The sequence below is a fragment of the Streptomyces sp. NPDC057424 genome, from assembly GCF_042803315.1.
In the GTDB taxonomy this organism is placed as follows: domain Bacteria; phylum Actinomycetota; class Actinomycetes; order Streptomycetales; family Streptomycetaceae; genus Streptomyces.
On the sequence record NZ_JBHVCP010000004.1, the window covers coordinates 228,829 to 252,682 of the forward strand.

20 protein-coding genes, 2 tRNA genes and 2 pseudogenes are annotated in these 23,854 nt (G+C 72.9%); 12 read left to right on the plus strand and 12 right to left on the minus strand.

What is annotated here, in order from left to right; genetic code table 11:
- Positions 1–34 precede the first annotated feature (34 nt).
- Positions 35–863: pseudogene (locus ACFU3E_RS06185) on the plus strand (triphosphoribosyl-dephospho-CoA synthase).
- Here the strand turns inward: ACFU3E_RS06185 and ACFU3E_RS06190 are convergent.
- Positions 853–2,337 (minus strand): aminopeptidase P family protein, encoded by a 1,485-nt coding sequence (locus tag ACFU3E_RS06190; protein ID WP_384152782.1) that lies wholly within the window; start codon positions 2,335–2,337, stop codon positions 853–855. The pseudogene ACFU3E_RS06185 and the gene ACFU3E_RS06190 overlap by 11 nt on opposite strands.
- A gap of 82 nt (positions 2,338–2,419) precedes the next feature.
- Positions 2,420–3,934, minus strand: a complete 1,515-nt coding sequence (locus ACFU3E_RS06195; protein ID WP_384152785.1) for a PP2C family protein-serine/threonine phosphatase — start codon at positions 3,932–3,934, stop codon at positions 2,420–2,422.
- A gap of 503 nt (positions 3,935–4,437) precedes the next feature.
- On the opposite strand from ACFU3E_RS06195, the gene ACFU3E_RS06200 reads away from it, so the two are divergent.
- Positions 4,438–5,103 carry a bifunctional DNA primase/polymerase gene (locus tag ACFU3E_RS06200; protein ID WP_384152788.1) on the plus strand — a complete coding sequence of 222 codons (666 nt, stop codon included), beginning with the start codon at positions 4,438–4,440 and terminating at the stop codon, positions 5,101–5,103.
- Between the two features lie 55 nt (positions 5,104–5,158).
- The gene (locus tag ACFU3E_RS06205) at positions 5,159–5,782 is read left to right on the plus strand and encodes a hypothetical protein (protein WP_384152791.1); all 624 of its coding nucleotides are present in this window, start codon (positions 5,159–5,161) and stop codon (positions 5,780–5,782) included.
- A gap of 232 nt (positions 5,783–6,014) precedes the next feature.
- Here ACFU3E_RS06205 and ACFU3E_RS06210 read toward each other — a convergent pair whose 3' ends face one another.
- From ACFU3E_RS06210 to ACFU3E_RS06220, 3 genes are all read right to left on the minus strand, one after another.
- On the minus strand, positions 6,015–7,004 hold the full coding sequence (locus ACFU3E_RS06210; protein ID WP_384152794.1) for a DUF5926 family protein: 990 nt from the start codon (positions 7,002–7,004) through the stop codon (positions 6,015–6,017).
- 109 nt (positions 7,005–7,113) lie between these two features.
- Complete coding sequence (locus ACFU3E_RS06215) at positions 7,114–7,665, minus strand: ATP-binding protein (RefSeq protein WP_384152796.1); 552 nt, start codon at positions 7,663–7,665, stop codon at positions 7,114–7,116.
- Positions 7,666–7,921: 256 nt separating this feature from the next.
- Entirely contained in the window at positions 7,922–8,749 is an 828-nt protein-coding gene (locus ACFU3E_RS06220) for a glycerophosphodiester phosphodiesterase (protein ID WP_384152799.1), read from the minus strand.
- A gap of 286 nt (positions 8,750–9,035) precedes the next feature.
- Between ACFU3E_RS06220 and ACFU3E_RS06225 the strand changes: the two genes are divergently transcribed.
- The 7 genes and pseudogenes from ACFU3E_RS06225 to ACFU3E_RS06255 all read left to right on the plus strand — a co-directional run bounded on the left by ACFU3E_RS06225 (position 9,036) and on the right by ACFU3E_RS06255 (position 13,816).
- Entirely contained in the window at positions 9,036–10,463 is a 1,428-nt protein-coding gene (locus tag ACFU3E_RS06225) for a S1C family serine protease (RefSeq protein ID WP_384152802.1), read from the plus strand.
- A 63-nt stretch (positions 10,464–10,526) separates the two neighbouring features.
- Positions 10,527–10,613: transfer RNA gene (locus tag ACFU3E_RS06230), tRNA-Ser, on the plus strand.
- Positions 10,614–10,786: 173 nt separating this feature from the next.
- Positions 10,787–11,488, plus strand: coding sequence for a hypothetical protein (locus ACFU3E_RS06235; RefSeq protein WP_384152805.1), 702 nt, complete (start codon positions 10,787–10,789; stop codon positions 11,486–11,488).
- A gap of 5 nt (positions 11,489–11,493) precedes the next feature.
- Positions 11,494–11,868: pseudogene (locus ACFU3E_RS06240) on the plus strand (tyrosine-type recombinase/integrase); the annotation flags it as partial.
- 553 nt (positions 11,869–12,421) lie between these two features.
- A tRNA-Ser gene (locus ACFU3E_RS06245) sits at positions 12,422–12,501 on the plus strand.
- Positions 12,502–12,624: 123 nt separating this feature from the next.
- Entirely contained in the window at positions 12,625–13,005 is a 381-nt protein-coding gene (locus tag ACFU3E_RS06250; protein WP_384152808.1) for a hypothetical protein, read from the plus strand.
- 52 nt (positions 13,006–13,057) lie between these two features.
- Entirely contained in the window at positions 13,058–13,816 is a 759-nt protein-coding gene (locus ACFU3E_RS06255) for a glycosyltransferase family 2 protein (RefSeq protein WP_384152927.1), read from the plus strand.
- Positions 13,817–13,918: 102 nt separating this feature from the next.
- On the opposite strand, the gene ACFU3E_RS06260 is transcribed toward ACFU3E_RS06255, so the two are convergent.
- The 3 genes from ACFU3E_RS06260 to ACFU3E_RS06270 form a co-directional block, all read right to left on the minus strand.
- Positions 13,919–14,590 carry a PIG-L deacetylase family protein gene (locus tag ACFU3E_RS06260; RefSeq protein ID WP_384152811.1) on the minus strand — a complete coding sequence of 224 codons (672 nt, stop codon included), beginning with the start codon at positions 14,588–14,590 and terminating at the stop codon, positions 13,919–13,921.
- A gap of 9 nt (positions 14,591–14,599) precedes the next feature.
- Entirely contained in the window at positions 14,600–14,815 is a 216-nt protein-coding gene (locus ACFU3E_RS06265; RefSeq protein WP_384152814.1) for a ferredoxin, read from the minus strand.
- 87 nt (positions 14,816–14,902) lie between these two features.
- Positions 14,903–15,370, minus strand: coding sequence for a hypothetical protein (locus tag ACFU3E_RS06270; protein WP_384152817.1), 468 nt, complete (start codon positions 15,368–15,370; stop codon positions 14,903–14,905).
- Between the two features lie 423 nt (positions 15,371–15,793).
- Between ACFU3E_RS06270 and ACFU3E_RS06275 the strand changes: the two genes are divergently transcribed.
- Positions 15,794–20,020 (plus strand): hypothetical protein, encoded by a 4,227-nt coding sequence (locus ACFU3E_RS06275; RefSeq protein WP_384152820.1) that lies wholly within the window; start codon positions 15,794–15,796, stop codon positions 20,018–20,020.
- Between the two features lie 162 nt (positions 20,021–20,182).
- Here the strand turns inward: ACFU3E_RS06275 and ACFU3E_RS06280 are convergent, their stop codons facing one another.
- From ACFU3E_RS06280 to ACFU3E_RS06295, 4 genes are all read right to left on the minus strand, one after another.
- Complete coding sequence (locus ACFU3E_RS06280; protein ID WP_384152823.1) at positions 20,183–20,755, minus strand: GNAT family N-acetyltransferase; 573 nt, start codon at positions 20,753–20,755, stop codon at positions 20,183–20,185.
- Between the two features lie 437 nt (positions 20,756–21,192).
- Complete coding sequence (locus ACFU3E_RS06285) at positions 21,193–21,717, minus strand: DinB family protein (protein ID WP_384152826.1); 525 nt, start codon at positions 21,715–21,717, stop codon at positions 21,193–21,195.
- A 9-nt stretch (positions 21,718–21,726) separates the two neighbouring features.
- Entirely contained in the window at positions 21,727–22,191 is a 465-nt protein-coding gene (locus ACFU3E_RS06290) for a hypothetical protein (protein ID WP_384152829.1), read from the minus strand.
- Positions 22,192–22,228: 37 nt separating this feature from the next.
- The gene (locus ACFU3E_RS06295; protein WP_384152832.1) at positions 22,229–23,095 is read right to left on the minus strand and encodes a bifunctional DNA primase/polymerase; all 867 of its coding nucleotides are present in this window, start codon (positions 23,093–23,095) and stop codon (positions 22,229–22,231) included.
- A gap of 370 nt (positions 23,096–23,465) precedes the next feature.
- Here ACFU3E_RS06295 and ACFU3E_RS06300 point away from each other — a divergent pair, with 370 nt between their 5' ends.
- Complete coding sequence (locus tag ACFU3E_RS06300) at positions 23,466–23,792, plus strand: hypothetical protein (RefSeq protein ID WP_384152835.1); 327 nt, start codon at positions 23,466–23,468, stop codon at positions 23,790–23,792.
- The last annotated feature ends 62 nt before the right edge of the window (positions 23,793–23,854 follow it).

The following is a 23,854-nucleotide window of genomic DNA, read 5'->3' on the forward strand; positions in this document are numbered from 1 at the left end:
CCCTGACGGGTGGCGCCCCTGCGTTCCCGGTCCCATGACGGGAACGCGGCACGGCAACGGCCGCGAGGACGAGGCGCTCGCCCGGGCCGCCGTCGACGCATTGGTCGGCCGGCTGGCCCTGGCGCCCAAGCCGGGCCTTCCCGACCCGTGCGACCTGACGGTCCGGGCCACCCGCCGGGACCACAGCGCCCCTGCGCTGGTCGGCCCGGGCACTGCTCCCCGGCCTCACGGCGATGGCCGCCACGGCCCGCCGCACGGGCGAGCCCGGTCCACCCCTCAGGGCGGACCCGGGCGCGATCGGCCGCTCCACGGAACACACGGTGGCACTGACGCAGGGCGGCCACCGGGCGCCCTGTGGCCGCTGGGCCTGCTGGTGGCGGCGGCACTGCGACCGGGATCCGGGCCAGCCGACACCACGGCCCCGGCGAAACAGCCGGCCGCCCACCCGGACCGCCGTGCGCCGCGCCGCCCCTCCCGCGGTTCCACGATGTCGGTCCGCCACGGCGCGGCCGGCGCGAGAGGAGAGGCCAGGGCCGGCCTCCCCCACGTGCGGCGGGCCCTGGCCGCCCTCACCACGGCCCGCGACCGGGGCGTCACCGAACCCCAGGCCCGCCTGGTGGACGCCCTGCTCACGGTGATGTCCACACTCCAGGACACGGAACTGCTCCATACGGCGGGCCCGAGGGCCTGCGGCAGGTCCAGGCGGGAGCGCGCGGGGTCCTGGAAGCGGGCGGTACGGCGACGGAGCGCGGTGCGGCGGCGCTGGCGGCCCTGGACACCGACTCACCGACCGCGCCTGGGCCCCGAGCGGCAGCGGGGCCCTCCTGGCGGGCGCCTTGTTCCTGGACGCCGTCAGCCCTTGACGGACGCCATCCAGGCCTCGACCTCGTCCGAACGCCGCGGCAGCGCGGCACTCAGATTCCGGTTGCCGTCCTCCGTCACGAGGATGTCGTCCTCGATCCGCACACCGATACCCCGGTACTCCTCCGGCACCGTCAGGTCATCGGCCTGGAAGTACAGCCCGGGCTCCACGGTCAGGCACATCCCCGGTTCGAGGACACCGTCGACGTACGCCTCGACCCGCGCCGCCGCACAGTCGTGCACGTCCATGCCGAGCATGTGCCCGGTCCCGTGCAGCGTCCAGCGCCGCTGAAGCCCCAGCTCCAGCACCCGCTCCACGGGCCCCTCGACCAGGCCCCACTCGACCAGCTTCTCGGCCAGTACCCGCTGGGCGGCGTCGTGGAAGTCCCGGTACTTGGCGCCCGGCTTCACGGCCGCGATCCCGGCCTCCTGGGCCTCGTACACGGCGTCGTAGATCTTGCGCTGGATCTCGTCGAACCGGCCGTTGACCGGCAGGGTCCGCGTCACGTCGGCCGTGTAGTACGTGTGCGTCTCCACACCCGCGTCGAGCAGCAGCAGCTCGCCCGAGCGCACGGCCCCGTCGTTGCGCACCCAGTGCAGCGTGCAGGCGTGCGGGCCGGCGGCGGCGATCGTGCCGTAGCCGACGTCGTTGCCCTCGACGCGCGCGCGGAGGAAGAACGTGCCCTCGATGTACCGCTCGGAGGTCGCCTCGGCCTTGTCGAGGACCTTCACCACGTCCTCGAAGCCGCGCACCGTCGAGTCGACCGCCTTCTGCAGCTCGCCGATTTCGAACTCGTCCTTGACCAGTCGCGCCTCGGAGAGGAAGACCCGCAGCTCCTCGTCGCGCTCGGCGGTGACCTTGTCGGTCAGTGCCGCCTCGATGCCGGCGTCGTGGCCGCGCACGACCCGCACCGGTCCGGTGGCCTCGCGCAGGGCGCCGGCCAGCTCGCGCACGTCGGAGGCGGGGATGCCGTACAGCGTCCCGGCCTCGGTGAGGGAGTGCCGGCGGCCGACCCACAGCTCGCCCTGGCCGTCCAGCCAGAACTCGCCGTTCTCGCGGTCGGAGCGCGGCAGGAGGTAGATCGTCGCCTCGTGGCCCTCGTCCTTGGGCTCGAGGACCAGGACGCCGTCCTCGGTCTGGTTGCCGGTGAGGTAGGCGTACTCGACGGAGGCGCGGAAGGCGTACTCGGTGTCGTTCGAGCGGGTCTTCAGGTTGCCCGCGGGGATCACCAGACGCTCGCCCGGGAAGCGCGCGGACAGCGCGGCCCGGCGGGCGGCGGTCTCGGCGGCCTGGGGGATGGGCTCGAGGTCGCGCAGCTCGGTGTCGGCCCAGCCGCTCTTCATGTTCTCGGCCAGTTCGTCGGACACGCCCGGGTACAGTCCGTTCTTCCGCTGCTTGATCGGCTCTTCGCTCTCGTCCGGGCCCGCTGCGTCAGCAGCGGAATCAACGGCTGCCGGTGTGAGCTCCTCGGCCACGGTCATCCTCCTCGATACGGCACTGGACCACCGTCCACTGTACGGCGGCGCGGAAGCGGCCCCAGGGCGATGACGAGGAGCGTTACTCGAACCGGACCGCCAGCAGGACGACGTCCTCCGCACCCTCCGCCGCGTCCAGTCCGTCCGGCAGCACGCTCCGCAGGACGTGGTCGGCGATCGCGCCGGGGTCACCGCGCAGTGCCCGGGGGACTCCGGCCGCCGCCGCGTGCAGCCGTGCGAAGGCGCGGTCGGTGGCCTCGCCGGTGTGGTGCAGCAGTCCGTCGGTGTAGAGCAGAACCGTCTCTCCGGGCTCGGCGAGGATCTCCACGCTGGGCGCCTCCCAGCAGGCGAGCATGCCCAGCGGGGCCGAGACGGAGGTCTCCACGTACTCGGTGCGGCGCTGTCCGATCAGCAGCGGCGGGCTGTGCCCGGCACCGGCCAGCGTGATCTTGCGTGCGGCCGGTTCGCAGTAGCCGAACAGGGCGGTGGCCGAGCGGGCCGGTTCGGTCAGCCGCAGGAGCAGCTCCAGGTCGGACAGAACGGCGACCGGGTCCTCCCCCTCCATCACGGCGTACGCGCGCAGCGATGCCCGCAGCCGGCCCATCGCGGCGACCGCGCTGGGGCCCGAACCGGTGACGGATCCGACGGCGAGGCCGAGGGCGGCGTCGGGCAGCGGCAGAGCGTCGTACCAGTCGCCGCCGCCGCGCGGGCCGGTGCGGTGCCGGGCGGCGAGCTGGACGCCGGCGACCCGGGGCAGCCGCGCGGGCAGCAGTTCGTCCGACATCGTGGCCATGGAGGCGCGGGTGCGTTCCAGTTCGAGGAGGCGGGCCAGGTGCTCGGCGGCGTAGCGCGCGTAGAGGCCGGAGAGGTGGCGCTGCCGGTCGCCCGGCTCGGCGGGCTCGTCGTAGAGCCACACGGCGGCGCCGAGGCGGCCGGCGGTTTCGGTGGCCAGGGGGAGCGCGTAGCTGGCGGCGTAGCCGAGGCGGGCCGCGACCGCGCGGTGGCGGGGGTCGAGCCCCTCCTCGGCGAACAGGTCGGGTTCGGCGATACCGCCCTCGCCGACCGGCAGCCCCTCGAGGATCCGGCCGTGGGACAGGGCGCTGCGCGGCACGGTCTCGATGTGGCCGAGGTCGGCGCGGGCGAGGCCCAGGCCGATGGTGGTGTCCGGGCCGAGTCCGTCGCCGGGTTCGAGGACGAGGAGGCCGCGCCGGGCGCCCACCAGGGCGGCGCCGGCCCGCAGCAGTTCCTGGAGCGCCTCGTCGAGCGTGGCCGTGCGGGCCAGTCGTTCGGTGAGCTCGTGCAGGGTGGTGAGGTCGGAGACCCAGCCGGCGAGACGGTCCTGGAGCACCGCACCGGCAGGGGTCGGGGGGTGGGCGGGGGCGGCCGGGGACGCACCCGCCGTGACGGGCGCGACAGTGTGTGCGGGCGCCGGAACCGTTGAATCGATTCCAGCCACTTTCGGAGGGTGCGGAGCGTTCATGGTGTCCGGCCTTCCAACCGGTACGTACTGCTCAAAAGCATCGCAAACCCCCATGTCATTCTGCGTCGCTAGCAGTGTCTCCACATGTACACGCACTCGTGAGGAGATGTCCAGCATTGTCCTGCCGGGATTCCTGGTGTCCGTGAGGTCCGAGGGAACAACTCTCCTTCCTCTTGCGGAAATGCGAAGTTGGCTTAAAACTGCCTCAGGGGACGGCTTATTGCGGTCGACTGGGCTTGCTCGACGGAGCGTCACAACGGTCGTGATGGGTACCTACTCGGTAAAGGCCAGGGGTGGTTGGGAACCACCCGGAACCTGGTGACGGAACCGGGCGTCCTATCCACCGACGACCGTGCCCCATCCTCCCGTGGCGGAGGCGGAGAGAAATACGCGCGACGGCAAACGCCATACTTCGCCACCCCTACGCCACGCCTGTGCTTTCGACCGACGCAGTATGGGCGGGCAGCCGCGGAGGCAGCCCAGAGTTCGACCCATAGGGGTTCCCCTTGCTTCAAGCAGGGGTGTGATGCGCCAACAGGTACGCACAGTGAAGTGATCGACACATGATGTGATCTGGACCACGGTGTTGCCAGGCGTGCAACGGAAAGGAACGAGCGCTCATGCGCGAGATCCTCGGAAGGCGACGCAGGCTCCTGTCCAAGCGCGGTGACGGGACGCCTGAGCTGATCGGCGCGGCCCTGACCTACGCGACGCAATGGCAGTGGCCCGTACTCCCGGGTGTGGCGGCGGACCCGCAGGGGCACTCCCGCTGCAGCTGTCCCGACCCCGACTGCACGGTGCCCGGCGCGCATCCCTTCGACCCCGGCCTCCTCGCGGCCACCACCGACGGACGCATGGTGCGCTGGTGGTGGGGCAACCGGCCGACGGCGCCGATCGTCCTGGCCACCGGCGGCCACGCGCCCTGTGCGGTCTCCCTGCCGGCTCTGCCGGCCGCGCGCGCCCTCAAGGCACTCGACCAGATGGGCATGCGGCTCGGCCCGGTCGTCACCTCCCCTGCCCGCTGGGCGATCCTCGTCAAGCCGTACTCCATGGAGCAACTCGGCGAGCTGCTCTACGCCAAGGACTTCGTGCCCGGTTCCCTGCGCTTCCACAGCGAGGGCGGCTACCTGGCCCTGCCCCCCTCCGAGACGGGCCGGGGCGAGATCCGCTGGGAGCGTGCGCCGCTGCCCGGCTCGGCCTCGCCGTGGGTGCCCGATGTCGAGGCCGTGGTGGACGCCGTGGTCGAGGCCCTCACTCGTACGGGTGTGAGCGCGCCCGAGTTCTAGGGCCGTCGGGCGCGCCGAGCCCGGCGCCCGCCCCGGCACGTTAAGTTCCGGAACCATGCGGCGTCACGCCCGGGGCCGCTCCCGGGACTCCCGAAAGACCAGACTGCTCGCCCTCGCGGGCGTCGCCGTGGCGTGCGCGGCCGCACTGCCGCTGGCCGTGGCGTCCGCGGGGCCTGTGGGGTCCGTGGGGTCCGAGGACGCTGTGGGCTCGGTGCGTGCCGACGGCCCTGCGTCCGGTTCCGGTGCTCTGCGTTCCTCCCCGCGCGCCGACGGCAAGGCGCCCGGTGCGTCCTCCGCCGCCCCTGGCCCTCCGGCGCTCGGCCAGGGCCTGTCGACCGCTGTGCGCTGCGGTCCCGGACTCTCCTCGCCCGAGGGCATCGAGGCGCAGACCTGTGTGGTGACGCGGGGCGCGGAGACCTGGGCGCGGACCTACTTCCGCAATGCGACGGGCGAGGCGCTGGACGCCGTGCTGAGCCTGATGGGGCCTGGTGACCGGAGCGTGCGGATGACGTGTGCCGTGGGGGCGGGGGACGAGCCGGGGACGTGTGAGACGCCGCGGGAGCCCGCGCGCGGCGATCCGTCGGCGTACACGGCCGTCGCGGAGTTCGCCGAGCGGGGCGGGCTCGGGCCGCTACTGCTGCGCTCGGGGAGCAACTCGCCTGTGGGAACGGGCGGTTGACGAGCGGCCGCGTTCCGTGAACGGAAGCGGAGACGAAAAGACCCGGTTGCTGGCGACGGGGGATGCACCAGCAACCGGGCTACAGGAACGGTAACAAGAGATCGGCGGTTCGCAAATTCGAACTCGCCTTTCCGGTCACCGACTGGCTTGTCCGCGCCGGGAGTTGTGGTCCGGTGAGGGCGCGACGACCCGGCCGGCCGGCGGACCGGCCGGCCGGGTGCCGAGGCGGGCGTCAGCTCAGTGTGACCTGCCGGTTGGTGAGGCCGCCACGGGCACGGCGCTCGTCCGCGGTGAGCGGCGCGTCCGTCGCCAGGGCTGCGGCGAGGCGCTCGGCGAATTCCGCCGCGGGCTTCTCCACGTCCTCGGCGGTGACCCCGCTCGGCAGGTCCCACACCGGCACCGTGAGCCCGTGAGCGCGGAAGGAGCCGACCAGGCGGGTGCCCTCGCCGAGGCTGGAGCGGCCCGCGGCGTGCAGCCGCGCCAGGGCGTCCAGAAGCAGCTCCTCGGCGTGCGGCATGACCCACCGCAGGTGGTTCTTCTCCGGTGTCTCGCACCAGTACGCGGCGTCCACGCCCTGGAGCTTGACGGTCGGGATGGCGGCGGCGTTGGCCCGCTCCAGGGAGGCGGTCACGTCGGGCGTGGCGTTCTCCGGGTCCGGCACCCAGAACTCGAAGCCGCCGTGCACTTCTGGCTCGAACGCGCCCTCGGGGTCGAGCAGGTCCTGCAGCCGCGGGCTGTCGGCCGGGGCGCGGCGGCCCTGGACGGGCGTGCCGGGCTGGGCTTCCAGGGCGCGCTGGAGGGTGTCGGCGAGGTCGCGGCTGATGTCGCCGGAGGAGGTGTCGTTCTGCAGGCCGAGCAGGACCGAGCCGTCGTCGCGGCGCAGGGCGGGCCAGGCCATCGGCAGGACCGTGGCGAGCGTGACCGCCGGGACGCCCTCGGGCAGGCCGTCCTTGAGGGGCAGCTCGACCGTGGCCGCCGGGACCAGCTCGCGCAGGGCCACCCAGTCGCACTCGCCGGGCAGGCCCTCGAAGGGGCGGTGCACCAGCTCGGTCGCGGCGTGGGAGGCGGCCCGGCCGTGACAGGCCTTGTAGCGGCGGCCGCTGCCGCAGGGGCAGGGCTCACGGGCGCCGACGACCGGAACGTCTCCCTCGGCACCTGCGGTGCGGGCCCCGCCCGTGGTCTGCGGGCGCTTGGCCTTCGTCTGGGGTCGCTTCTTGGCCATCGATGGGTCTCCCGGTTACGGCTGGTCTCGTACGGTCGCGAGCCTAGCCGTTCGTCCTCCCGGCCACGGGGTCCTGTGGACAACACCCGGTCCAGCGCGGCGTATGCGCTCAGTCCATCTCGTCGAAGGCGTCCGCGAAGTCCAGCCCGGGTATCCGGGAGACGGCGGGGGCGGTGACGCGCGTCGCGAAGTCGTCGCGGCGGTGGCCCGCGTCCGGGTCGTGGACGTCGCCGTGGACGATGACCCACACGGTGACCTCGCCGCGGATGTCGTCCCGCACGCCCCAGTCGTCCGCGAGCGCGGTGATGATGTTCAGCCCGCGGCCGCCGTGCGCCGTGACCGACGGCGTCGCGGGGGCGGGGCGGGTCGGCCCGCCGCCGTCCGTGACCTCGACGATGAGCCGGCCGGCCGGGTCCACACGCCAGGCGGCACGGACGTCACCGTCACCGGACAGCGCGTCGCCCAGGGGTCTGCCGTGCTTGCACGCGTTGCTCAAGAGTTCGGAAAGGATCAGTACGGCGTCGTCGATGACCGATTCCGCGACTCCACCTCTGCGCAACTGCACGCGCATCCGGCGCCTCGCTTCCCCCACGCCCGCAGGGCCATGGGGTACGGCCATGCTCGACGACGTGGGCACCTCCTGTGCCACCACCAACGCCACCCCCGAGACCTCCTTCGCCCCACGCCACGGTGTGGATGCCCCATTGGCCTGTACCGGAAACCGGCCAGTCCACGTCCGATGACGCGTTCGCCACGACCGAACACGGACCGAACACGCCGGAGCACTCCCTGTCATTGCATGGCTGGAAACCATCGGTGTGGCCGAGATGGGAGGATCCCGCCGCCCAAGGGGTGAGGTCAAGGGGTGTGCGTGGGTCTGGTGGGACTTGAGAGGTTGGCGGCGCGGGCGTACGTCCTCAGCGGCCGAGCTGGTCCAGCACCGCGCGCGGGCGGTTGGTGATGATGGCGTCGACGCCCAGCCCGACGCAGTGGGCCACGTCCTCGGGCTCGTTCACCGTCCACACGTGCACCTGGTGCCCGGCTTGCTTCAGGCGCTCGACGTACACGGGGTGGTTGCGCACGATCCGGATGGAGGGGCCCGCGATCCGCACGCCCGGGGGCAGGCGTCCGTCGCGCAGCCGGGGTGAGGGGAACTGTGTCAGGTGGACCGTCGGCAGCGTCGGCGAGGCGGCGCGCACGCGCTGCAGCGAGCGGGCCGAGAAGCTCATGACCCGTACCTGTGACTCCGTCGCGGAGGCCGGGGCGTCGAGACCGAACCGCTTCAGCAGTTCCAGCAGCCGGTCCTCGACCTGCCCCGCCCAGCGCGTGGGGTGCTTGGTCTCGACGGCCAGTTCCACGCGGCGCCCGGCGTCGGCGACGAGCTCCAGCAGCCGTTCGAGGGTGAGGACGGAGGTCGCCTCGCGGTCCTCCGGGCGATGCTCCCAGTCGGGTTCCTCGTCGCGTCCCTTCCAGGCCTCGCCCGTCTTCCAGGAACCGAAGTCCAGGGCGGCGAGGTCGGCGAGCTCCAGCGCGGAGACCGCTCCGCGGCCGTTGGACGTACGGTTGATCCGGCGGTCGTGTACGCACACCAGGTGGCCGTCGGCGGTGAGGCGCACATCGCATTCGAGGGCGTCCGCGCCGTCCTCGATCGCCTTGGTGTACGCGGCCAGGGTGTGTTCCGGGGCGTCCTCGGAGGCTCCGCGGTGGGCGACGACTTGAATCACATGCTGTCGTGCGTGGGTCACCGCGTCATGGTGCCACCGACTGCGGGTACGCGTCCGGTCGGACGGACTCGACGGAGGTACCGGTCCGGACGGAGGCACTGGAATTGCATCCTTTTCGCCGTTAATGACCTATATAAAGAATGGCCTCGGACGCACAGCAACCGCTTATGGTGCTCTGACGGCCGGTGGGAAAAGCTGACGGCATACAAAGGGACGAGCACAGCTCCATCGCGCCGACCCGTCGACCGGCGTGAAAAGCGTGACCGAGTGCGACCCGGAGAACAGCCGTGGATCTAGGAGAGAAGCTGTGAGCACCGAGAACGAGGGCACCGCGGTACCCCCCGCCCCGTCCGCACCCCCCGTGCCGGTGGACGCTCCCGCTGCTCCGGCGCCCCAGGCACAGGCTCCCCAGGGGCCGTACGGGCAGGACCCCCAGGGTCAGGCCCCGCAAGGACAGGGCGCCCCAGGAGACGCAGGCCGGCCCGGCGTCTCCTCTTCCGCCCCCGACCCGTCCTGGCCCCCGCCCCCGCCGCCGACCTCCCCGTACGGCGACGGCGGATCCGGGTCCGGTCCGGGCGGCTGGGGTTCGTCGTACCAGCAGCCGGCGCCGAAGTCCGGCCGCGGGCGCGGTGGCCTGGTCGCCGCGATCCTGGCGGCCGCGCTGATCGCGGGCGGCGTGGGCGGCGGGCTCGGGTACGTGCTGGCGAAGGGCAACGACGAGAGCACCGGCTCGACGACGGTCTCCGCTCCCGCCAATGGCGGTGACGTCAAACGCGACCCCGGCACGACCGCGGGCGTCGCCGCCAAGGCACTGCCGAGCACGGTCACCATCGAGGCCGAGAGCACCAGCGGCGAGGGCGGCACCGGCACGGGCTTCGTCTTCGACAAGCAGGGCCACATCGTCACCAACAACCACGTGGTGGCGGACGCGGTGGACGGCGGCAAGCTCACGGCGACCTTCCCCACCGGCAAGAAGTACGACGCCGAGGTGGTCGGTCACGCGCAGGGCTACGACGTGGCGGTCATCAAGCTCAAGGACGCCCCCTCCGACCTGAAGCCGCTCACCCTCGGTGACTCGGACAAGGTGGCCGTCGGCGACTCGACCATCGCGATCGGCGCCCCGTTCGGCCTGTCCGACACGGTGACGACGGGCATCATCAGCGCCAAGAACCGCCCGGTGGCCTCCAGCGACGGCAGCGGCAGCCAGGCTTCGTACATGAGCGCCCTGCAGACCGACGCCTCGATCAACCCGGGCAACTCCGGCGGTCCGCTGCTGGACGCGCGCGGCAATGTCATCGGCATCAACTCCGCGATCCAGTCCACCGGCAACGGCGGCTTCGGCACCGGACAGTCCGGCTCGATCGGCCTGGGCTTCGCCATCCCGATCAACCAGGCCAAGTACGTCGCCCAGGAGCTGATCAAGAGCGGCAAGCCGGTCTACGCGAAGATCGGCGCGTCCGTCTCCCTGGACGACGGTTCCGACGGCGCACAGATCACCAACCAGGGCGCGGGCGGCGCGGCACCGGTCGAGCCGGGCGGCCCGGCCGCCAAGGCGGGACTCAAGCCGGGCGACGTCATCACCAAGCTGGACGACCGGGTCATCGACTCCGGGCCCACCCTGATCGGCGAGATCTGGACCCACCAGCCCGGCGACAAGGTCACCATCACCTACGAGCGCGACGGCAAGCAGCACACGGCCGACGTCACGCTCGGCTCCCGCGTCGGCGACAACTGACCCCCACCCGCCCGCACCGACCCGTTACCCTTGTCCCCGCGCCGCCGATCACGGCCGGCGCGGGGAGGCGTGCCCGAGCGGCCGAAGGGAACGGTCTTGAAAACCGTCGTGGCAGCGATGTCACCGTGGGTTCAAATCCCACCGCCTCCGCGTGATGAGCAGTGAGAACGGCCCCTGACCTGGTAGTTGGTCGGGGGCCGTCGCCGTGTGCTCGTGCCTGTGACTGCCTCGTGTTTCCCCGTGGCTTCCCGTCGTACCGGGCACGGAAGGGGCACGGTCGTACCGCATCCCCGGCTGTCAGTGCTGCATGGCACTGTGCCGCCATGACGACAACGACAGAGCTCACCCTCTTCGCTGACTACTTTCAGATACACGTATCCGATGCGGATTCGGACGGTGATCTGAGCGACGCGTGGACGGGCCAGGCCGCTGCCGATCACCTCGCGGTCGCACCGGATGCGCTGGGCGTCGGCACGGCTGTCAATGTCAACGTATCCGTCACTGTTGTCGTGCTGCCTCAGGAGCCGAGACATGACAGCTCGGAATTCGATCACGTGGTTGAGGCCGGTCTCGATGTGTCGTTGGGTCACCTGGTGGTTCTGGGCTGCACGGATTACGCCCCCGATGCGGCTACGTTCGAGGTCCCGCCAGGCTGGAACCGTGTCCGCGTGGCCCGGAGCAACTTGGCTCGGGCAGTTCAGGCCGACATCGACTCCGACGAGAGCCCCGAAACCACCGAGCAGATCCGTATCCAGGTGTGGCCGGCCCCGGAATCGCCCGCAAAGGTCATCAAGCGCTGGTCGCAGCCCGGCGACCAGTGCCGCGACAGGCAGCGTTCGCCCCGTCGCGACGCCCGGCACGCTCCCCCAAGCTCTTCGAGCAGGGGGGACCCCCACTCGCCGCACCGGCCGAAAGCCCGGGTACAACCAGTCCGAGGACTTCCGGCCGGCACGCCGAGAGCACGCACCGGACGCCGCTCCTTGACGGGCAGACGTTGCCTGCCGCGGCACCAGCTCGACGCATAGGTCGGGCCCGGAAGCTCGGCCGGCATCTTGAGGCCCTGCCCGGAGGGGATGACGCTCTCCAGTTCACGACGCCCGGTGGCAAGCCCCTGCGCTGCAACCAGTGGCGCAAGGCCTACTTCGCCCTCCGCTGTCTCGGCGGCCGGGCTGACCGACGTGACCCCGCATGACCTCCGGGCCCCGCACGGGACCTGGGTCGCCGACCGGTACGGCGTGATGACCGCCGCCCACCGGCTCGGCCACTCGAACGCGAGTGTCACGACCCGCCACTACGCCCGGCCGGTCGCCGGTCGAGCGACCAGGTGGCCGAAGCTGCGGACTACCGGCTCAGCGGCCACGGCGACGACGACCACGGCTCCGCTGAGGCGCCTACCCCTCCGTGACCGGTAACCGGCCGGGGCTCAGGGCACGCGGTATCTCCCGCTTTCCGAGGCAGCGTCCCCTGACCAGAAAAATCGGTTAGGGGGCACCTCCCACGGAACACCGAAGCTGCTGCCTGCTGTGATGGTCGGGCGGCATGCTGTGCCTATGACAAAGCGGCGAGGGCGCGCGATCACCGGCTACAGCCTGCTTGCCCTGCTGGGTACCGCAGTGTTGGCCTGGACTGTGATCACCGGCCTCGCGCGGCTGGAGCTGTGGGGAGACGCCGTTCACGTGCGACTCGCAGAGTGCCACAGCGAGAGCGCAGGGCGCGCGGGAAGCCGCTCCATATGCAGTGGCCCGCAGGTGGGCAATGAGACGCACACGGTGAAGGTCCAGTACGAAGGCCACCCGGGAGAGATCGTTCGAGTAGTGCGTAAACCGTGGGGCAGTTACGAACCCGTGGAAAGGGGTCTCGTCGCGTGGGGGATCTGGGTGCTGCTTCCGGTTCTCCCTGCCATGGGGACGGCCACTGCCGGAGCACTCACTGTGAGAGAGCTACGCCGGGCTCAGCGCGAGGCGCGTCGGGCATGATGGTGGTTCTGAAAACCGTCGTGGCAGCGATGTCACCGTGGGTTCACATCCCACCGCCTCCGCGCAGGTCGTAGACGTGCTGTCCGGGAGGGGTGCCCCTCGCCGAGGGGTGCCCCTGCTGCGTGGGCAACGGTGACCGGCTCTGCGCCGTCTTCAGCCGTGAGCCCCCACGACCGAGGAGGGTCATGACGAACACCAGAGCGCGAACGGCCGCGCTCATCACCCCCGTCGGGCAGGAAGCCCAGGAGGAGGCGAGGGCTCTGGCCGTGGACGGTCGCACGGGCAAGGCCGTCCGCAGGCTGCGCAGGGGCTCCTGGCTGAAGCGGGGCCCGGCCCGGGAGGCTCTGGAGTTGCTGGTCGAGGGGCAGGTGCTGCCCACCAGCAGCGGTCAGGCGCTGGACGCCCTGCGCCGGCTCGATGCTCCGCTGGTCGTCGAGCTGACCGCTCTGCTCGACGACGGTCAGCAGATCGCCGCGGTCAAGCTGCTCCGCGAGCGGACCGGTATCGACCTGGCCGGCGGCTATCACCTCGTCGTGGAGCTGGGGAGCCGACCGGGCACGGACTGAGCACTACGATCACCAGGGCGTGCCGGTCGGAGAAGGGTGGGTGAACGCCGCCGTGAGTCGGCGCATCGTCGTCGTCACCGCCGTGCACGGCCCTCATGCCCGGTTTCTGCCGGAGGCCTACGCGTCGTTGTGCGCGCAGCGGCTTCCCGGGGGCTGGGAGTGGCACTGGGTCGTGCAGGAGGACGGGGAGAGCGAACGCGTCAGGCCGTATGTGCCGAGGGACGCTCGCGTGACGTTCCGGCAGGGGCGGGCCGGGGGGCCCGGCGTCGCGAGGACCATGGCGCTGGCCCACGGGGACGGTGCGTACGTGAAGGTCCTGGACGCCGACGACCAGCTGGCGCCGGGCGCGCTCGCGCGGGATCTCGCCGTGCTGGAAGGGGATCCGGAGCTCGGGTGGGCCACGTCGCGGGTGCTCGACCTCATGCCCGACGGCTCGACCGTCGGCTTTCCCGGCGATCCGGACCAGGGGCCGGTCGAGCGCGGGGCCGTGCTCGCGCACTGGAAGGCGAACGGTTTCCTCGCGCAGGTGCATCCCGCCTCGCTGTTCGTGCGGCGGGAGTTGCTGCTCGCCCTGGGCGGATGGATGGCGCTGCCCGCCTCGGAGGACACGGGGCTGCTGCTGGCGCTGAACGCGGTGAGCCGGGGCTGGTTCTCGGGGGAGGTGGGCCTGCTGTACCGGAAGTGGGACGGGCAGGTGACCGGGCAGGCGGCCCACGGGGACCTGGCCGAGCGGGAGGTGCGGATGGCCGTCGTGGAGGCGAGGGCCAGGGCGTTGTCCCGGCTCCGGTGGGGTGTGCCGGCCACTCCGTGAGAGCAGCTCGGTTCTGTGCGAGCAGTTCGGTTCGCGTGGGGGACGTCGGTGCCAGGTCGTGGCGGGTGTAGTACTCCGTGCCGAGCAGCCGTTCCCCTTCGGTCACGGGGAGGGAGGCGACGAGGCCCGGGGCGGCTCCCCGCGCCACCTCCGTGCGGTGGGCCAGGACGGCCGCGACCTTCCGGCCCGGCCAGGGGGTGACGTCGACGGTGGCGGTGACGTGTGCGTCCGGGACCGTGCGCATCGCCTTGCCCTGGGGGCCAGGTGCACGCCCCATGCCCGGGCGGCCGAGTGCGGGTGTGTGGCCAGGTACAGGGCGCTCGGCTGCCAGGGCTCCCCGGCGTCCGGGCAGAGGCGTTCCAGGCCGGCGGCGTGGACCGCGAGCGTGGTCACTCGGTGGGTGTGCACATGGCCCTCGTGGCCGGTCAGACCGCCGTAGGCGTCGTGGGTGACGACGATCTCCGGGCGGAAGTCCCGGAGGTGCGCGACCAGTTCCCGCGCCGCCTCGTCCAGCGGGGCGTCGCACCAGCGCGGGCTGCCGGGGGCCGAGTGCGGGACGCGGGAGTCGGCGTGGCCGAGCATGCGTGGCGGGCCGGCGCCCAGGATGTGAAGCGCGCCGGCCAGTTCCGTGGCGCGCGGGCTGTCCGCCGACCAGGTCGCGGTGACGACGGCCGTGCGTGCGCCCGCGGACGCGTGGCGGGCGAGGACGCCGCCCGCCGACAGGGACTCGTCATCGGGGTGGGCGAAGACCGCGAGCAGGCTCGGTACCGGCATCCGCCCTCGCTACGGCCCGTCCGGCGCCGGCGGCGGTGCCTCGGTGATGCTGATCGCCTGGCTCGGGCACTTCTCCACCGCCTCCAGGACCTCCGGATCCTCGCCCGCCTGCTCGCGGCCCGGACGGACGACCCCGTAGCCGTCGACGAACTCGAAGACCGTCGGCGCCCGGTGGGCGCATTCGGCGGAGCCGTAGCAGAGATCGCGGTCTACGGAGACCTTCATGTCCTCTTGTCCCCCTCCTGACGGCATCGGGACCCGGTGGCCGTCGGGAGTTGACTGCCCAGCGGGCCGCCGGCTGAACCGGCCCGGCTACCGCGCGGCCCCGGCGGTGGCCAGCCAGTGGGCGACCCGGCGTACGGCGGCCTCGTCGAGCCGTTCGACCAGGGCCCGGACGGTCGTGTCGTCCTCGGGGGAGAGGTCGTGGAGGCCCGCCTGGGTCAGGCCGGCCATGAGGACCTGGTGGCGGCGGCCGGTCATCCGTTCCGCCAGTCCGGTCGGTTGGCCCGGGGCGGGTTCGGGATCCGGCTGAGACACGGCGGTCCGATGCTGCGGGGTGTCGTACCGGTGCCACGCGCCGTCCTTCGGCCCCCAGAGGGCGACGGTCACCTCGTCGCCCCGGGCGCGCACGGTCCGGGTCATCTCGCCGAGGGCGTACAGCACGGGCGAGCGGTGGGGCGACTGCGCGGCGGTCCGCCAGGAGCCCGCGGCCGGCCGGTAGAACATCGCGACCCAGCGCGGAGCACCCTGCGGTCGTGGGCTCTCGGGACGTGACTCCACTGCGCTCACCCCTGTACATCGCTCCGGAAGCGGTACGGCAGGCCGACCATAGCTGACGGGTCGTCAGTTATCCAGGTCGGTGGGCACAGTCCGCCGGGGTTGCGGGCGGGGTCCGGCTGGGTCGGCGGGTACGGTCCGGCAGGGTCCGACGGGGTTGCGGGGCGAGGCCCGCCGGGGAGGATCACCACGTCGTCCGGCACCGGTCCCTCCCCTCGTGGGGACCGGTACCGAACGGTGGAGCTGCCGTCGTCCGGCTCGGACGGAAGCTGGCCGGATGGGTCCGCCGCTGCGTCCGGATCCTGCCATTTCCGGCCACGGACGAGGAGGTTCCGGCGCCCGGCGGACGGTATTACCGCAGGTCAGCCATATAGAGTGAGTTTTCCGGTCCGGACGTCCAGGCGTGGGAAGTAAGGAGCTGAGACCTTGAGTTCCGACTCGGGGGCACGCACCGCCTTCGCGGAACGCCTCGCATTGCTGTACAAGGAAGCCGGCAACCCTCCTCTCAAACGTGTGTCCGAAGCGGTCGTCCGGCTCCAGCGGGTCGACGAACGCGGGCGGCCCGTGCGGGTGTCCGCCCAGCGCATCAGCGACTGGCGGCGGGCCCGGAACGTACCGGCCCAGTTCCCCGCCCTCGCGGCCGTGCTGCACGTGCTGATCCCCGACGCGCGGCGCTCGCGGCCCACGCCGGTCTCCCCCGGTCTGTACGACCTCGGCCAGTGGCAGCGGCTGTGGGAACGCGCGGTGGCCGACCCGGTCGGCGAGCGTCCCGGGGCGTCCGCGGCCGAGGAGCGGCCCGCGGAGGAGGCTGCGTCCGCGCCCGGCGGGGTGTGCCCGTACCGGGGGCTGGCCTCCTATCGCCGCGAGGACGCCCGGTGGTTCTTCGGCCGGGAGCGCAGCACGGAGGCGCTCGTCACCCAGCTCGGGGCCGTCGCGGGGACGGGCGGCCTGGTCATGCTCGTGGGCGCGTCGGGTGCGGGGAAGTCCTCGCTGCTGAACGCCGGCCTGGTGCCCGCCCTGCGGGACGGCGCGCTGGGCGACGGCGGCGAGGGCGGCGGCGACGGCGGCCGGGCACGAGAGGTCGTGCAGCTCGTACCGGGGGGAGATCCGCTGGCGGAGCTGACCCGGTGCATCCCCGAGCTGGCACCGGTCGTCTCGGCCCCGGTCCCGCCCGGGGAAGCCTCGCCCCGGCCGGAGACGGACGGATCCGACGCCTCCCCCGAGGGCCGCCCCGGGCCCTTGCCCGCGGGGGGACCTGGGGTCTCGCCCGCGGGGGGACCTGGGGTCTCGCCCCTGGGCCGTCCCGGGCTCTCGCCCGCACGGGGACCCGGGCCGCGATCCTCTGCCGCGGGAGAATCCGCACCTCAGGAGCCTGCCGACCCACCGGCGCGGGCACCCGGCGCTGCGCCCTTCGCCGACGCCGTCCGCGCCGCCGTCGCCGCCTGGGCCCGGCGCGCAGCCCCCTCCGGAGTGCGTCCGGTCGTCATCGTGGACCAGTTCGAGGAGACGTTCACCCTCTGCCCCGACGAGGCGGACCGGCGCACCTTCATCGAGGCCCTGCACGCCGTCTGCTCGCCAGCCGGCCCCGGCGAACCGGCCCCGGCCATCGTGGTGCTGGGCATACGCGCCGACTTCTACGACCGCTGCCTGAGGTACCCCGAACTGGCCGACGCGCTCCAGCACCGGCACATGGTGCTCGGGCCGCTGACCACCGCGGAGCTGCGCGAGGCGGTGACCGGACCGGCCAAGGCCGTCGGTCTGGAGCTGGAGCCGGGACTCGCGGAGCTGATCGTCCGGGAGGTCAGCGCCGACGGTCCGCGCGGGGCGCATGACGCCGGCGTGCTGCCGCTCCTCTCGCACGCCCTGTTCGCCACCTGGCAGCGCAGGAAGGCGGGCCGGCTCACGCTGGCCGGCTACCGGGCCTCCGGCGGCATCCAGGGAGCGGTCGCGGCGACCGCCGAACGGGCCTGGACCGGCCTCGACCCGGCCGCGCGGACCGCGGCCCGGCTGCTCCTGCTCCGCCTGGTCCGGCTGGGCGAGGACACCCAGGCCACGCGCCGCCGCGGGGCCCGGCGGCAACTGGCCGAGGAGTCGGCCGACCCCTGCAAGACGGAGGAGTCCCTCGAAGCGCTGGTCCGGGCCCGGCTGGTGACGCTCGACGCGGAGAGCGTGGAGATCACCCACGAGGCGCTGCTGCACGCCTGGCCACGGTTACGCGACTGGATCGACGAGGACCGGCAGGGCAATCTGCTGCGCCAGCGCCTGGAGGAGGACGGCCGGGCCTGGGAGGAGTCGAGCCGCGACACCGCACTGCTCTACCGGGGCTCCCGGCTGGAACAGGCCCACGGCTGGGCGAGCTCGGCCGGGGACACGTTCCTGACCCGCAGCGCGGTGGAGTTCCTGGCCGCGTCGGTCCGGCTGCGCCGGCGGATCATCTGGATCAGCCGGAGCGCGGTGGCGGCGCTGGTCGTACTGGCGGTGCTGGCCGTCGGGTCGGCCGTCGTCGCCTGGAAGCAGCGGGACGAAGCCGTCTTCGAGCAGGTGCTCGCCCAGTCCGACCGCGTGCAGGACACCGATCCGTCGCTGTCCGCGCAGCTCGACCTGGTGGCTCACGGGCTGCGGCCGGACGACAAGGGCGCGAAGAGCCGCCTGATCTCCATCGTGAACGCCCCGCTCTCCACGCCCCTCACCGGCCACACGGGCGCCGTCTACCTCACGACCTTCAGCCCGAACGGCCGGGTCCTGGCCACCGCCAGCTACGACCGGACGGTGCGGCTGTGGGATGTAGCCGATCCCAGGCGCCCGAAGCCCTTGGGCACGCCCCTCACCGGTCACACGAGCTGGGTGAGCAGCGCGGTCTTCAGCCCGGACGGCCGGACGCTCGCCAGCGCTTCCGACGACGGCACGATCCGGCTGTGGGACGTGACCGACCCCGAGCACCCGAAGTCGCTCGGCGAGCCCCTGACCGGCCATGACGGCACGATCTACCTGATCGCCTTCAGCCCGGACGGACGCACGCTGGCCTCCGCGAGCGACGATCGCAGCGTCCGGCTGTGGAACGTGGCCGACCCGCGCCGGCCGCGGGCCCTGGGCGAGCCCCTGACCGGGCACACGGCCGCCGTGCGGTCGGTGGCGTTCGGCCCGGACGGCCGGACGCTGGCCGCGGGGGGCGACGACGGCACGATCCGGCTGTGGGACGTGTCCGACCCCGGGCGCCCGGAGCCGGCCGGGGCGCCGCTGACCGGCTACACCGCCACCGTGCACTCCGTGGCCTTCAGCCCCGACGGCCGTACCCTCGCCGGAGGCAGCGCGGACGGCACCGTACGCCTGTGGAACATGGCCGGTCCGGGCCGCCCGGCCGCGATCGGCACGCCGCTCACCGGCCACACCGGGCCGGTCTGGTCCGTGTCCTTCAGCCCCGACGGGAACATGCTCGCCGCGGCCAGCGCGGACAGCACCGCGAGCCTGTGGAAGGTCAACGACCCCGCCTACCCGTCGCAGGTCGGCGGGCCCCTCGCGGGCAGCAGCGGCGAGATGTACGCGCTCGGCTTCAGCCCGGACGGGCGCACCCTCGCCACCGGGGCGGGCGACAACAAGGTCCGCCTCTGGTCGCTGCCGACGTCGGACATGACCGGCCGGACCGGGGTGTTCCGGCCGGACGGGCGGCTGCTCGCGACGGCGGCACGGGACGGGCGGATCCGGCTGTGGGACGTGCGGACGCCCGGCAGGCCGGTACGGATGGGCGAACCGTTTCGCCCGGGCGAGGGCGACGTGCGCTCCCTGGAGTTCTCCCCCGACGGCCGCACCCTCGCGGTCGTGACGGGCGACCGGACGGTGGAGCTGTGGAACCTCAGGGATCCCGAGCGCCCGGTCCGCCACGGCTCTCCCGTCCCCCTGCGCATCCGGTACGCCGACCCGCTGGCCTTCAGCCCGGACGGGAAGGTCCTGGCCACCGCCTACGACGACCGCACCGTCCAGCTGTGGAACGTCGGCGACCCGGCCCGCCCGCGCCCGCTCGGCACCCCCCTCACCGGCCACAAGGGCTACGTCAATCACCTCGTGTTCAGTCCGGACGGCCGGACACTCGCCAGCGGCAGCGCGGACGGCACGATCCGGCTGTGGAACGCGACCGATCCCGGCCGGGTGACCCTGATCGGGGCGCCCCTGCGCGGGCACCTGGGAGCGGTCAACGCGCTCGCCTACAGCCGCGACGGCCGCACGCTGGCCAGCGCCGGCGACGACAACTCGGTCCGCCTCTGGGACACCACGGACCCCGCCGAGGCCTCCGAGGAGGCGCGGCTCACGGGCCACACGGAGGCGGTCGTGTCGCTGACGTTCGGCCGGGACGGTGACACCCTGGCCAGCGGCGGCAACGACAGCACCGTCCGGCTGTGGAACGTCTCCGACCCCTCGCACGCCACCGCGATCGGCCAGTCGATGAGCCCCAACGCCACGACGGGCACGTTCCTGGCGTTCAGCCCGAACAGCCACATGCTGGGGGTGTCCAGCGGCGCGGACACCATCCGGCTGTGGGATCTCGACGTCGACACGGCCGTCCGCCGCATCTGCTCCATGACCCGGGGAGTCCTGACGCCCGACACCTGGCGGGAGTACCTGCCCCGGCTCTCCTACGATCCGCCGTGCGACGGCTGAGCGGCCGTGGCACAACAGGCCCGTCAGCAAAGGGAGTTGCGTGATACCAGTCACAACCGGGCTTTCCTGACGGCCAGTCGGCTCGCGGTGGACAAGCGCTTGTTACCCTTGGCCATGGCTCGACCGCTGGTGCATCCCCCGTCGCCAGCGGTCGGGCCTTCTTCAGCGCAGGCCGAGGCGCATCAGAATCCGGGGATGACCGGCCAGGACCGACGTCGTGTCCGCCGCGTGGACGAAGCCGGCGCGTTCGAAGTTCTTCCGCAGACCCGCGTACGCCATCGTCAGGTCGACCTTGGCGTCGCCGTTGTCCAGGGGGTACGCCTCGATCGCCGGTGCGCCCCGGTCGCGGGCGAACCCGATGGCGCCGGCGATGAGGGCGTGCGAGATGCCCCGCTTCCGGTGCCCGGGGCGGACCCGGACGCACCAGAGCGACCACACCGGCAGGTCGTCGAGGTGCGGGATCTTCCGGTTGCGGGCGAAAGAGGTCTCCGCGCGCGGGGCGACGGCGGCCCAGCCGACCGGTTCGTCACCGTCGTAGGCGAGGACGCCCGGGGGCGGTTCCGCGCGGCACAGCCCGGCGACGTACTCACCGCGGGCCGGGCCGCGCAGTTCGTTGTTGAGCCGGGAGGGGATCCGGTAGCTCAGGCACCAGCAGACGCTCGCCCCGGGCGACTTCGGCCCGAGCACGGCCCGGACGTCCTCGAAGTCCGTGGCCGGCCGAACGTCGATGCTCATACCCCCACGATGTCACGCGCCGGGCGCCCGCGCCCCGGAAGCCGGGCACCCGACCGGGCCGTCCCGCCGAGCACCGGGGTGTGCTGCGGGAACGGGTGAGCCGCTCGATCGCCCCGGGGCCGGACGTGCCGACACGCTCCCGGCACGGACATCCGCATCGGGACATCCCGTGAGCCCGGCGAGGAACCCGTCGGCACCTTCGAGAGGCCGCTCCCGCAGCTGTCCGCGACGGCCCGGCCTCTGGACCGCGCGGTGGCCGGGCGGCCGATGGGCCGTGACGTGAGGAACGTGCTCGTGGCCCGCGTCGGCGGTGTGATCGACGCACCCTGCCGCTCAATCTGCCGTCCGGCGTGCGTCGCGTGTGGGCAGGCCATCGCGGAGCCGCTCGCCGGGGAAGCCCTGCGCCGTACCGCACCCCACGTTCCAGGCGCCGCGTTCTAGACGGACACCGCCCGCAGCAGGCGCAGTTGGCCGATCTCGGACGTGTTCTTCATCAGCTCCGCGTTCACCCAGGCCACCATGTGCGCGACGGTGTGCCGGGGATCGTTCGGCCAGGGGAACGGGGCCGTGGCGTCCAGGTCCTGGTCGGTGAGGCCGTCCAGGACCTCGAGCCACTGTGTGCGCAGGCCGCGCAGCCACTCGGTCGTCGGGGCGCCCTCGCCGGGCCAGACGATGTCCGCGCGGTCGCGGGGCGGGCGGCCCTGCGCGTGGTCGAGGGTGACGCTCCACCACCATCCGATGTGCCAGCTCACCCAGGCGAGGGTCGGGACGGGGACCGGGTCGGGTTCGGTGTCCGCCCAGTCCGGGACCCAGGCGCCGTCGGGTCCCGGACGCATCGTCCAGCAGTGCGCCACGGGCTCCCAGAGGAAGTCCTCCGGCTCCAGCCGCTCCAGGTGGTACTCGAACAGCGACCAGGTCAACTCGAACTGCCAGCGCAGCAGTTCCGTACGGCAAGCGCTCATCGCACGACCCTATGGGGGCGCCGGGGCGTCCCGGGCCAGTACCGCCCAGTCGAGGTCCCGCAGCGCGGGCTCGGCGTCGCAGCCCGAGGGCAGGCGGGGCGTGGACTGGAACCAGACGACGGTCAGGCGCGAGCGGTAGGCGACCGGGTCGCGGGCCGGGTCCAGGGCCGCCGAGTGGAACGTGCCGAGGCAGGCCACGGCGGGCAGCACCTCGACCGGCCCGAGGCCGCCCGCGTACTGGTCGGGGTACTCCCGCCGCGGTGGGACGAGGTGCACCGGCGTGCCCGGCCGGGACCGCTCGGCGGCGTGCAGGAGGCCCCGGATCCGCACGTCGTTCAGCGGCTTGCAGGGATAGCCGTCCTGCAGATCGCCGTAGGTCGACGAGAACCGCAGCTCGGCGAGGTCCACCGAGCGGCCGGAGGCCAGGACGAGGCGGGCGAGCGCCAAGGCCGGCGTCTTTGCGTGGTGTTGCATCGAGGTCTTTCGGTGGTGGTCATGGGCGGGGCCTTGCTCACGGCCGGTGCCCCGTCATCCGGGCCGCCGACGCGATCGTCGCGCGGGCCTCCCGTTCGGAGAGGCCGGTGCCCCGGGCCGCGTCGACCAGGGGATCCACCAGCGCCGGGCCGATGCCGTCCTCGTAGGCCCGGCAGGCCGCCCAGAACAGGCGGGTGTTGCGCTGGCCCTCGTGCGCGGCCAGGACGAACTGGACCAGGCCCTGGCCGTGCCCGCCGGCCGCCGGGGGCACCGGGTGGTGGGCGCGGGGCGGCGGGAGCAGCAGCCGCAGGAGGGAGCGCGGGCAGGGGGCGGGGGCCAGGTGCGCGGTGCCGGGGGCGGCGGCGTACACACCCTGGCCCGTGCGGGAGCCGGGGCCGACCAGGTAGCCGCCCGCGCCCCGGATGTCGATGCCGGGGGCGAGCCGGCCCGCCGAGTTGGGGACGACCACCTCGGGCGGGCCGCTCAGCCACAGATGCCGCCCGCCGGACGGGGTCACGACGACCACGGTCGGCGGGATCGTGAACAGGTGCCGCAGCGCCAGCTCGCGCAGGGCGGCCGAGGAGTCCGTGCCGGTCTTCACGTCCAGGTCGAGGCCGATCAGGTGGTGCGGGGGCAGCCCGCAGGCGATGCCGTAGCCGGTCGCCCAGGGCGCGGCGGCGAACAGTTCGCGGATGCGGTCCGGGTCGCTGGAGGCGTCGTAGACCCCGTGCCCGAGGCGTCCGCACGCGCCGTGGCAGGGGGAGGGGGCGGGGTCGTCGCGGTGCGGGGAGCGCAGTGCCGGGAGCTTGGAGCGGGACAGGGGGATGACGGCCAGTCCGCGTTCGGCGGCTGACAGGGCGTGCGCGAGGGCCAGCGTCGTGGCCTGCCGGTCGGTGGTGGCCATGACTCTATTTTCGTACGTACGTTCGAAAAAGGAAAGAGGGAACGGGGGCGACGCGCCGGGGCCGGGCGCCGGCCGGGAAAGCTGCTGGAACGCTTCGCCCCTTGCGGCACCTGGGTTCGAACGCCCTCTGCCACTCCCATCTGGGACTGAAGTGACACATAGGGGTTTATCGACTTGTCCTCACGCTTGCGTGCGAATAGCGGCTTCCGGTGTGGTTCGCCGGGGATTCGGTGGGCAACTCTGGACTCGCGACGTCGAGCACCGCACCGGGGCGGTCGGCCAACTTCCCTGGTGACAGCAGTGGTTCACGCACGAAACGGCCATGAGCCGGTGCGTCCTCGGTTCGATCAGTCCTGGAGGGACAAGAAACATGGCAAGCATCCGTACCGCCCGCGTCATCGCAGCCGTCTCCGCCCTGCCGCTCGCAGCCGCCCTCTTCACCGGCGTCGCGACGGCGGACAACGGCGCCTTCGCGGACAACGGAGCCATCGCATCCGTCACGGAGGCCGAACAGGGCATCCTCGGCAGCGGCGTCGGCGGCGACAACTTCGGCACCGTGGCCACCACCCAGCAGCAGGCCGTCGGTGACGGCGCCTCGAACCAGAGCAACACCGCCCAGGTCAACGGCTCGGAGTTCGCGGCCGTCAACCAGGGCAACGCCAACACCGCCGTCAGCTTCTCCCCGCTGTGGTGGTGAGCTGAGCGGGCCGGCGCGGCGGCATCGGCCCGGGTGCTGTGGGGGTGTGCTTCGTGGGGTGA

Bases quoted from the DNA above. Each gene is read 5' to 3' on its own strand.
- ACFU3E_RS06195 (WP_384152785.1), bottom strand. From the start codon at position 3,934: ATGCTGGACATCTCCTCACGAGTGCGTGTACATGTGGAGACACTGCTA.
- ACFU3E_RS06235 (WP_384152805.1), top strand. From the start codon at position 10,787: ATGACGACAACGACAGAGCTCACCCTCTTCGCTGACTACTTTCAGATA.
- ACFU3E_RS06280 (WP_384152823.1), bottom strand. From the start codon at position 20,755: ATGAGCATCGACGTTCGGCCGGCCACGGACTTCGAGGACGTCCGGGCC.
- ACFU3E_RS06205 (WP_384152791.1), top strand. From the start codon at position 5,159: ATGCGGCGTCACGCCCGGGGCCGCTCCCGGGACTCCCGAAAGACCAGA.
- ACFU3E_RS06250 (WP_384152808.1), top strand. From the start codon at position 12,625: ATGACGAACACCAGAGCGCGAACGGCCGCGCTCATCACCCCCGTCGGG.
- ACFU3E_RS06290 (WP_384152829.1), bottom strand. From the start codon at position 22,191: ATGCAACACCACGCAAAGACGCCGGCCTTGGCGCTCGCCCGCCTCGTC.
- ACFU3E_RS06200 (WP_384152788.1), top strand. From the start codon at position 4,438: ATGCGCGAGATCCTCGGAAGGCGACGCAGGCTCCTGTCCAAGCGCGGT.
- ACFU3E_RS06295 (WP_384152832.1), bottom strand. From the start codon at position 23,095: ATGGCCACCACCGACCGGCAGGCCACGACGCTGGCCCTCGCGCACGCC.
- ACFU3E_RS06285 (WP_384152826.1), bottom strand. From the start codon at position 21,717: ATGAGCGCTTGCCGTACGGAACTGCTGCGCTGGCAGTTCGAGTTGACC.
- ACFU3E_RS06210 (WP_384152794.1), bottom strand. From the start codon at position 7,004: ATGGCCAAGAAGCGACCCCAGACGAAGGCCAAGCGCCCGCAGACCACG.
- ACFU3E_RS06260 (WP_384152811.1), bottom strand. From the start codon at position 14,590: ATGCCGGTACCGAGCCTGCTCGCGGTCTTCGCCCACCCCGATGACGAG.
- ACFU3E_RS06265 (WP_384152814.1), bottom strand. From the start codon at position 14,815: ATGAAGGTCTCCGTAGACCGCGATCTCTGCTACGGCTCCGCCGAATGC.
- ACFU3E_RS06300 (WP_384152835.1), top strand. From the start codon at position 23,466: ATGGCAAGCATCCGTACCGCCCGCGTCATCGCAGCCGTCTCCGCCCTG.